This window comes from Microbacterium aurantiacum (assembly GCF_021654035.1).
Taxonomy (GTDB): Bacteria; Actinomycetota; Actinomycetes; order Actinomycetales; family Microbacteriaceae; genus Microbacterium; species Microbacterium aurantiacum.
The window spans coordinates 89,549-97,829 of record NZ_JAJPDW010000007.1; the positions used below are offsets into that span (position 1 = coordinate 89,549).

The 8,281-nt window shown below is 68.1% G+C and carries 10 protein-coding genes and 4 tRNA genes; 2 read left to right on the top strand and 12 right to left on the bottom strand.

The features are described 5' to 3' along the window. The 3 genes from LTL01_RS13420 to thrS are packed head-to-tail and all read right to left on the bottom strand — an operon-like array spanning position 1 to position 3,246. Entirely contained in the window at positions 1-579 is a 579-nt protein-coding gene (locus tag LTL01_RS13420; RefSeq protein WP_236968922.1) for a hypothetical protein, read from the bottom strand. 58 nt (positions 580-637) lie between these two features. After that, entirely contained in the window at positions 638-1,198 is a 561-nt protein-coding gene (locus LTL01_RS13425; RefSeq protein WP_053547405.1) for an HIT family protein, read from the bottom strand. Continuing rightward, entirely contained in the window at positions 1,195-3,246 is a 2,052-nt protein-coding gene (gene thrS, locus LTL01_RS13430) for a threonine--tRNA ligase (RefSeq protein WP_372461353.1), read from the bottom strand. Before thrS ends, LTL01_RS13425 begins: the two co-directional genes overlap by 4 nt. 48 nt (positions 3,247-3,294) lie before the next feature. Here thrS and LTL01_RS13435 point away from each other — a divergent pair, with 48 nt between their 5' ends. Continuing rightward, positions 3,295-4,458 carry an SLC13 family permease gene (locus LTL01_RS13435; protein ID WP_236968924.1) on the top strand — a complete coding sequence of 388 codons (1,164 nt, stop codon included), beginning with the start codon at positions 3,295-3,297 and terminating at the stop codon, positions 4,456-4,458. On the opposite strand, the gene LTL01_RS13440 is transcribed toward LTL01_RS13435, so the two are convergent. The 4 genes from LTL01_RS13440 to LTL01_RS13455 all read right to left on the bottom strand — a co-directional run bounded on the left by LTL01_RS13440 (position 4,455) and on the right by LTL01_RS13455 (position 5,477). Then, the gene (locus LTL01_RS13440; protein ID WP_236968925.1) at positions 4,455-5,120 is read right to left on the bottom strand and encodes a DNA alkylation repair protein; all 666 of its coding nucleotides are present in this window, start codon (positions 5,118-5,120) and stop codon (positions 4,455-4,457) included. The genes LTL01_RS13435 and LTL01_RS13440 overlap by 4 nt on opposite strands. Positions 5,121-5,188: 68 nt before the next feature. Further along, positions 5,189-5,260, bottom strand: a tRNA-Val gene (locus tag LTL01_RS13445). A gap of 26 nt (positions 5,261-5,286) precedes the next feature. Further along, a tRNA-Cys gene (locus LTL01_RS13450) sits at positions 5,287-5,357 on the bottom strand. Positions 5,358-5,404: 47 nt separating this feature from the next. Further along, positions 5,405-5,477, bottom strand: a tRNA-Gly gene (locus LTL01_RS13455). Between the two features lie 148 nt (positions 5,478-5,625). Here LTL01_RS13455 and LTL01_RS13460 point away from each other — a divergent pair. Continuing rightward, positions 5,626-5,698, top strand: a tRNA-Val gene (locus LTL01_RS13460). 63 nt (positions 5,699-5,761) lie between these two features. Here the strand turns inward: LTL01_RS13460 and LTL01_RS14950 are convergent. The 5 genes from LTL01_RS14950 to LTL01_RS13485 all read right to left on the bottom strand — a co-directional run bounded on the left by LTL01_RS14950 (position 5,762) and on the right by LTL01_RS13485 (position 8,197). Further along, positions 5,762-6,067: a type II toxin-antitoxin system PemK/MazF family toxin gene (locus LTL01_RS14950; protein ID WP_372461354.1), complete on the bottom strand. Its 306-nt coding sequence runs from the start codon at positions 6,065-6,067 to the stop codon at positions 5,762-5,764. 273 nt (positions 6,068-6,340) lie between these two features. Then, complete coding sequence (locus LTL01_RS13470; RefSeq protein ID WP_082802998.1) at positions 6,341-6,721, bottom strand: VOC family protein; 381 nt, start codon at positions 6,719-6,721, stop codon at positions 6,341-6,343. A gap of 2 nt (positions 6,722-6,723) precedes the next feature. Next, positions 6,724-7,128 carry a DUF1801 domain-containing protein gene (locus LTL01_RS13475; RefSeq protein WP_062637438.1) on the bottom strand — a complete coding sequence of 135 codons (405 nt, stop codon included), beginning with the start codon at positions 7,126-7,128 and terminating at the stop codon, positions 6,724-6,726. After that, entirely contained in the window at positions 7,128-7,583 is a 456-nt protein-coding gene (locus LTL01_RS13480; RefSeq protein WP_054687628.1) for an SRPBCC family protein, read from the bottom strand. Before LTL01_RS13480 ends, LTL01_RS13475 begins: the two co-directional genes overlap by 1 nt. Next, positions 7,580-8,197, bottom strand: a complete 618-nt coding sequence (locus LTL01_RS13485) for an AraC family transcriptional regulator (protein WP_228164526.1) — start codon at positions 8,195-8,197, stop codon at positions 7,580-7,582. The genes LTL01_RS13480 and LTL01_RS13485 overlap by 4 nt, the downstream gene beginning before the upstream one ends. Between the last annotated feature and the right edge of the window lie 84 nt (positions 8,198-8,281).

The window sequence follows — 8,281 nt, forward strand, 5'->3', positions numbered from 1 at the left end:
TCAGCCGTACACCTCGGTGTAGGCCGCATCCCACTGCTCCGCGTCCGAGGGGCACACGAACGACATCCCGAACACCATGATGCTCGCGAGTCCCTGCTCGGCTGCGGCATCCCCCTGCGTGACCTGGGCGAAGATCGGCGACGAGTTCACGTGCATCGCGAAGATGTCCGCGTCGGTGCGATGGTTGTTGAGGATCGCCGTCTCGCACGCGTCGAGCGTCGTCGCGAGCAGGAGCGACTCGGTCTCGGGCGCCCAGGTCGCACCCTGGGATTCGAGATAGGCGCGCTGCTGCGCGATGAACTCCTGCTGCTCGGGTGTCTTCGCCGAGAGCAGCGAGCCGTCGCGGGGCTGCTGCTGCGCGTCCAAGAACTCCTCGCGCTCGAGGATGGCCGCCTCCATGTCCAGCGCCGGACCCTCCTCCCCCTCCACGGGAACCGATGGCGTCGGCGTGGCTGCCGCCGCGGTCGGCCCCTCGGAATCCGAGGGGGCGGGGGCGGGGGCGCACCCCGCCAGAGTCGCGGCGAACACGGCCGTCGTCAGAACGGCGACGGGAAGACTCTTCAGGAAAGGGGAGATCACCCGCACGACCCTACCCACGCGGCGGTGGAGGAACCCTGCGTTGTCCACAGGGAACCGGTCAGTGCGGCCAGGCCTCAGCCAGCGTGTGTCGCACGTCGCCGAGGAGCTGCGGGAGCGCCTTGGTCTTGGCGACGATGGGGAAGAAGTTCGCGTCCGACGACCACCGCGGGACGATGTGCTGATGGAGGTGGCCGTCCACTCCCGCACCGGCCACGGCGCCCTGGTTCATGCCGAGGTTGAACCCCTCGCACCGCGAGGTCTCGCGGAGGACCCGCATCCCCACCTGGGTGAGAGCGCCGATCTCGGCGACCTCTTCGGGCGTCGCCTGATCGTACGTCGAGATGTGACGATACGGGCAGACCAGCAGGTGACCGGAGTTGTACGGGAAGAGATTGAGCAGCACGTAGGCCGTGCGGCCGCGCGCGACGATGAGGCCGTCCTCATCGGACTTCTCCGGCGCCGCACAGAACGGGCACTCCTCGTGGTGCGGTTCGCGCCCCGCCTGGATGTACGCCATGCGATGCGGGGTCCACAGCCGCTGGAACTCGTCCGGGACGCCCGCGAAGGCATCCGATCCGGTCACCGAGGCATCGGCATCCGTGTCCCGCCCGTCGCTCACCCGAGGTCCTCCGCGGTGTTCACGAGCACGCGCCCCTCGATCGCGCCGAGGATGTGGGACACCGCCTCGGCGATCGGGATGCCGTTGCGCTGCGAGCCGTCCCGGAAGCGGAAGGACACGGTGCCGCCGGCGCGGTCCTGCTCGCCCGCGATGAGCTGCAGAGGAACCTTCTGCGTCGTGTGGGTGCGGATCTTCTTCTGCATCCGGTCGTCGGAGCGATCGAGCTCCGCCCGCACGCCGCGCTCGCGCAGTTCCCGGACGATCTCACCCAGGTAGTCGGCATACTCGTCGGCGACCGGGATCGCCACGACCTGGACCGGCGCGAGCCACACCGGGAAGGCCCCCGCGTAGTGCTCGAGCAGGATCGCGAAGAAGCGCTCGATCGAACCGAACAGCGCACGGTGGATCATGATCGGGCGGTGCTTGTCGCCGTCGGGACCGGTGTACTCCAGCTCGAAGCGCTCCGGCTGGTTGAAGTCGAGCTGGATCGTGGACATCTGCCACGTGCGCCCGATCGCATCGCGCGCCTGCACCGAGATCTTCGGACCGTAGAACGCCGCGCCCCCCGGGTCGGGAACGAGCTCGAGACCCGACGCCTCGGCCACCTCCCGCAGGGTCTCCGTCGCCTGCGACCACAGCGCGTCGTCGCCGATGAACTTCGGGTTGCCCTCCTCCTTCGTCGACAGCTCGAGGTAGAAGTCCTCGAGGCCGTAGTCGCGGAGCACCGAGAGGACGAATTCGAGGTTGCTCGTCAGCTCGTCGCGCACCTGGTCGGAGGTGACGTAGATGTGCGCGTCGTCCTGCGTCATCCCCCGCACCCGGGTGAGACCCGCCAGGGTGCCGCTCTTCTCGTAGCGGTACACCGTGCCGAACTCCGCGAGGCGGAGCGGCAGCTCGCGGTAGCTGCGCCCGCGCGAACGGAAGATCAGGTTGTGGAACGGGCAGTTCATGGGCTTGAGGTAGTACTCCTGCCCCTGCCGAGTGACGTGCCCCTCGGCATCCACCACCTCGTCCAGCTCCATCGGGGGGTACATGCCGTCGGCGTACCACTGCAGGTGCCCGCTCGTCATGAACAGGTCGCCCTTGGTGATGTGCGGGGAATTCACCATCTCGTAGTCCGCGGCGAGGAGGCGTCGACGCATGTACTGCTCGATCTCGTAGCGGATGATGCCGCCCTTGGGGTGGAACACCGCAAGCCCGGGACCGATCTCGTCGGGGAAGGAGAAGAGATCCAGCTCGGCGCCGAGCTTCCGGTGGTCGCGTCGCGCGGCCTCCTCGAGCCGGTGCTGGTAGGCGCGCAGCTCGTCCTTGGTCGGCCAGGCCGTGCCGTAGATGCGCTGGAGCTGGGGGTTCTTCTCGCTCCCGCGCCAATAGGCGCCCGCCACGCGCTGCAGGTCCCAGCCGTTGCCGATCATGCGGGTGTTGGGCACGTGAGGGCCGCGGCAGAGGTCCTTCCACGCCGTCTCACCATCGCGGGAGACGTTGTCGTAGATCGTGAGCTCTCCGGCACCGACCTCGACCGACGCCCCCTCGGTCTTCTCCGCGCCGGCACCCTTGAGGCCGATCAGCTCGAGCTTGAAGGGCTCGTCGGCGAGCTCCGCGCGCGCCTCGTCGTCCGAGACGACGCGGCGGACGAAGCGCTGGCCCTCGCGGACGATGCGCTCCATCTCCTTCTTGATCGCCTTGAGGTCCTCCGGCGTGAACGGCTCATCGACGCCGAAGTCGTAGTAGAAGCCGTCCGTGATGGGCGGGCCGATCCCGAGGTTCGCCTGCGGGCGGATCCGCTGCACCGCCTGCGCGAGGACGTGCGCGGCGGAGTGGCGGAGGATGTCGAGACCGTCGGCGCTGTCGACGGTCACCGGCTCGACGGCGTCGCCGTCGTGCACGACCGTCGCCAGGTCCTTCAACTCGCCGTTGACCCGCAGGGCGACGACGGAGCGGTCGGGGAAAAGGGCGAAGCCGTCGGCGGGCCGAGCGGCGTCCGAGGGCAGGGCGGCATCTGTCACAGCGTTCTCCTGAAGGGTCGCGATCAAGGCTACCGGCCGCATCCCGGCCGGTCGGACACGGCGGGCCTTCCCGTGGCCCAGTATGGAGCGGTGACTCTGGCGATCATCGGCGCGGCGCTCGCCGCTCTCGGCGCGATCGCCGTGGGGGTCGGCATTTTTCCGCCCGCGGAGCTCGTGACGGTTGCGGAGCGGGTCTGGCCCGTCCTCGTGTTCGTCGTGTCCGTCACCGTCGTCTCCGAGCTCGCCGCGAGAGCCGGGCTCTTCGACCTCCTCGCCGGCCGTCTGGCGCGGCTCGCGCGCGGGCGGACCGCGGTGCTGTGGATCCTCATCGTCGCGCTCGCCGTCACCGCGACCGCGTTCCTCTCCCTCGACACCACCGCGGTCCTGCTCACGCCGGTTGTGGTGGCGGTGGCGGTGTCGAGGCGACTCGACCCGCTGCCTTTCGCGTTCGTCACCGTCGTGCTGGCGAACACCGCGTCGCTGGTCCTTCCCGTGTCGAACCTCACCAATCTGCTCTCCCTGGACCGCCTCGGCACCGGCAACGATCCGGCGGCCTTCCTCCGGCTTCTCGGGCCGTCGGCCCTGCTCGCGATCGTGGTCTCGGTCGGAGTGCTGTCGGTGGTCTTCCTGCCGCGGCTCCCCCGGACGCATCCGACCGCGTCGGAACCCGTCACTGCGGATCGTCCCCTCCTGATCGCGGCCGGTGTCGTGACCGGCGCTCTCCTCCCCCTCCTCGTGAGCGGTCTGGAGCCCTGGATCCCCGCGACGGCCGCCGCGCTCGTCCTGGCCGCGGTCTTCGCCTGGCGCGCACCGAAAGCGCTGTCGGTGCGGCTCGTCCCCTGGTCGTTGCTGATCTTCGTACTCGGTCTCTTCACCGCCGTCGCGGCGCTCGAGTCGCTCGGAAGCGGACGGGTGCTCGGGGTGATCGCCGGGTCCGGTGAGGATCTGTTCTCACTCTGGCAGCTCGCGGGAGCCAGCGCGCTCCTCGCCAACGGCATCAACAACCTCCCCGCCTACCTCGCCCTCGAGGCGGTGGCGGACTCCCCCGCGCGTCTGGCCGCTCTGCTCGTCGGCGTGAACGCCGGGCCCCTCGTCACCCCGTGGGCGTCGCTCGCGACCCTGCTCTGGGCGGATCGGCTCCGCTCCGCCGGGGTGCCGGTGCGGTGGCGGAACTTCGTCATCCTGGGCCTTGTGATCGCTCCGCTCACCCTCTTCCTCGCGGTGGTCCCGCTCGCCCTCGGGGCACCCCGCTAGAGCAGGTGACGCGCGGCCTCCCGGCGCGACAATGCGCGGAGGTCGTGAGCATCGAGGTAGGCGCGCACCCAGTCCGGATCTGTCCGCGCGTAGTCGCGGAGCGCCCAGCCGATCGCCTTGGCGACGAAGAACTCCGCGTCCCCGCGGTTGGGCTCGATGACGTCGGCCAGGAGCGCGCGATCCGTGTTGTGCTTCCTGCCGAGTTGGGAGATGATCGCGAGCCGCCGCATCCAGAGGTCCTCGTCGACGCTCCACGCGCGGACCGCGCGCGCGGTGGTCACGGCATCCGCGTCCAGCATGTCGGCTACGCGGTGGCTCAGTTCGTCCGTGATGTCCCACCATCGCCCGAACCGGACCATGGCGGTCACGACCCCGAGGGTGTCCGGCGCCTGACGTAACCCGGGAAGGCCTCGGAGGGCCATCGCGGCGTACCACTCCTCCCGGCGGGTGACGGTGTCCCAGAGAACGGATGCCGCCTCCGCCGCGACCGGGATGTCGTAAGGTCGCGCGGCCGCACGTGCCACCGCGCGGACCTCGGGAAGGCGCACCCCGTAGAACGGGAGCGCCGACTTCATGTACGCCTGCTGGGCCATCGCCCTCTCGGGATCAGCCCGTGCGCGAAGCGCGTCCCTGATCTCCCGCACCAGGCCGTCGGATTCCATGCCGAGACGATAGCCCGCGCAGAACCGAACAATGAAAAAACCCCCGGTAAACCGGGGGTTTAGTTCTGTGCGCGATACTGGGATCGAACCAGTGACCTCTTCCGTGTCAGGGAAGCGCGCTACCGCTGCGCCAATCGCGCCCGTATGGGCTATGAAGTTGTGAGCGAGGTGGCGACGGGATTCGAACCCGTGTAAACGGCTTTGCAGGCCGGTGCCTAGCCGCTCGGCCACGCCACCGCGTGTGGTTTGACCCCACGTGCTGGTTCCAGGAACCACTGCACTCGAGCGGATGACGAGACTCGAACTCGCGACCCTCACCTTGGCAAGGTGATGCGCTACCAACTGCGCTACATCCGCATGCTCCCGGATTTCCCCGGGCGCTTGAATGACTTTAGCCCAGGACGGGCCGAGTGCAAAACCAGCCGCGCCCCGGGTGTGTCCTCGCCGCCGGTGTCGTTCGCGGCCGTCCGCGTCGGGTAGGATCGGTATCCGGCCTCACGGCCATGGGCGATTGGCGCAGTTGGTAGCGCGCTTCCTTCACACGGAAGAGGTCATCGGTTCGAGTCCGGTATCGCCCACTTCTGACCCCCGCCTCGGCGGGGGTCTTTGCGTGCGGGCGGGGTCCGTGGGTTCACGGACGGTCAGGCTCCGGCATCCCATCCGTAGCGCTGCTGCAGCGCCCGCGCGACGCGCGTGAATCGCTCGAGGTCGAGAGCTGCGGCTTCCCGGCGCATGCCGTCCCGGTGGACGAGGTAGATCTGCTCGATATCCACCCAGGATGGTCGCCCCTGCGAATCCCACGCCCCCGAGCCGAGCGGGAGGAAATCGCGGTCTCCGTCGTGAGCCCTGCTGGTCAGCCGCACGCCGTACACGTGGTCGTCGTCGCGCCGAGCGATGACGAGCACAGGACGATCCTTTCCCCGCCCGTCGTTCTCGACGTAGGGCACCCACGTCCAGATGACCTCGCCCGCATCAGGGTCTCCGTCCGCATCGGGGGCGTACGCGAGCCTCAGGTCCGCGGGCCGCGGCGGTCGGATCTGCCGAGTGGTGTGCGGAACGGATGACGGTGCCTCCGCGTGACGGGAGGTGTAGGAACCGCTCAGAGTTGTCCGCGGTGCCAGCCACAGAGCCGGGATCTCCCACCGAAGATGTCCACCGGAGTGCGGCCAGATTCTGTGCTGAGTTGTCCACGACGGCTGCGGCCAGCTTCGTCGAAGCCGTCAGTACTTGATTTCCGCTGGATCTCTGAACGCCACTAGACCTACGAGATTTCCTTCGGGGTCGCGAATGAATGCTTGCCATTCTTCTCGCCCTGCTGGTCCGAGCGCATCTGTGGTGTGAGTGAAGATCGGCCGCCCCGGGGATACGATTTCGACCTCGCCGGCTCGGTCGACGGCTAACTCCAGATCATCGACGCGGAGGTAGAGCAGCGCTGACGGTGCCGCGCTCTCGAGTAGCAAACGGACGCCGTCGAGATCGAAGAACACCAAACCGGGCGGATCGAATCGGGCCACAGGGGCGGAGCCGAGCAGTGCGGAATAGAAGGCTGTGGCGCGTTCCAGATCGACCACGCGCTGGGCTACTTGGACGAGAGACGCCATGCTCATTTGCCGTCGCCGTGCACGTCTCGAATGACGGCGAGGGAGCGATCGAGTAGTTCCCGCAGCGCATCTTGGTCCACCCCCGACAATCGGGGGAGGTAGAGGCACGCGCTACTGGTGCGGTGTGGACCGAGCCGCTCGAGCAGGTCGGGCCACCGCTCGGCAAACCCCTCGACCAGGTAAAGCGTGTGCTTGGACCCGGAAGCGAAGGCGATCTCAGGCGCGATACCCTCTCGCCCGCTGTCGTACGCGTAGCCGTATTGGCCGAACCCGACAATCCGTTCCGCCCACACCACCGGCGGGCGCTGTGCAACGTGCTCGAAGAGCTCGAGGAGTTCGGTTACCTCGCCGCGTCGTGGCCCGGTTGCCCGGTCCAGCGCCTCGTCGACGCTGGTGTCGGAAGGCATCACGAGGCGGTCTCCGTTGCTCGCTGCGATTCGATGTATGCCTTGAGTCGGGCCAGATGGTCGCCGTCCTCCTTCTTTGTGATCGCGGCCACCAGGGGCAGCATCATCCGCCGCAGTCCGCCGGCGGCGAGCTCGCACGTCCACTCGATCCGCGTGCCGGTGCCGGCCGGGTGCAGCCGGTAGACGTAGGTCGCGGTGATGCCCTCCGCCTCGCTGGCGACCGCAAAAGCGGTGGGCGGCTCGAGAGCCACGATCTGCAGCTGCCCCGTCGCCTCCTTGCTCTTCACTCGGCGCGTCTCCTCGATGACGGACCCCACAGCGAGCGGGCCATCCGTCACCTTCACGCTCTTCACGACACCGTCGACGTAGTCGACCGCCCTTGTGGGATCTGCCAGCACTGCGAACACTTCCTGTTGCGATCTGTCGATGTGCTCGGTGAACTCGAAAGCGATCATGGGCCTTCTCCTGGGTGATGGTCGGGGTGGTGATCAAGAGGCACATAGGCGTCTGTCCAGCTGACGCGAACGGCGTCGTTCGCGCGCTGGTCGACGTGATGGATCTCGAAGGGCGGTGCGCAGCGCAACCGCCACCCTTCTGAGGGCATCCATTGCACCCCGATAGCCGCGAAGGTCTTCGCGATCTGCTCTGCACCGCCGGTGTGCCGATGCGCGACGCACACCTGCGCCGGCATCTGGCGGTAGGTGAAGGGGTGGGGTGGATCTATCGGTGCGGCAATGGGGATGCCAGCGTCGAAGCGGATCTGCTCGTTGTCCACCACGTAAGGGTCATCTGGGGTGATGCCCACGAGGAGGTCGGAGGAGTGGGCGATGCCGTGCTCTATCGCGAAGGCCCTCAGCTGCTGCCACGGCTCGACCGATGGGTGCCCGATGCCGAGGCCGTTGTACCCGCGATGACGGAGGACGAGCAGGTGCCGCTCGGGGGTGCTCTCAACCCGTACCGGGACGGCATCGAGGTCATAACGGAGTGTCAGCGGCGTCTCTTCTGCGAAGCCCGCAAACGTCGTGCTCTGCTGCGCCAGGTCCGCGTGCTCGCGGTACGCGCGCAGCATCCTCCGATACTCCGATGGACTGATCTCGAACCGCTGCACGAACGCGCGTGTGAAGGTCTCGGGCGTTGCGAACCCGGATTCCAA

Excerpts from the sequence above, each read along its gene's own strand:
- thrS (WP_372461353.1), bottom strand. The coding sequence starts at position 3,246 with ATGCGGCCGGTAGCCTTGATCGCGACCCTTCAGGAGAACGCTGTGACA.
- LTL01_RS13440 (WP_236968925.1), bottom strand. The coding sequence starts at position 5,120 with ATGGAATCCGACGGCCTGGTGCGGGAGATCAGGGACGCGCTTCGCGCA.
- LTL01_RS13470 (WP_082802998.1), bottom strand. The coding sequence starts at position 6,721 with ATGGCGTCTCTCGTCCAAGTAGCCCAGCGCGTGGTCGATCTGGAACGC.
- LTL01_RS13475 (WP_062637438.1), bottom strand. The coding sequence starts at position 7,128 with ATGCCTTCCGACACCAGCGTCGACGAGGCGCTGGACCGGGCAACCGGG.
- LTL01_RS13480 (WP_054687628.1), bottom strand. The coding sequence starts at position 7,583 with ATGATCGCTTTCGAGTTCACCGAGCACATCGACAGATCGCAACAGGAA.
- LTL01_RS13485 (WP_228164526.1), bottom strand. The coding sequence starts at position 8,197 with ATGCTGCGCGCGTACCGCGAGCACGCGGACCTGGCGCAGCAGAGCACG.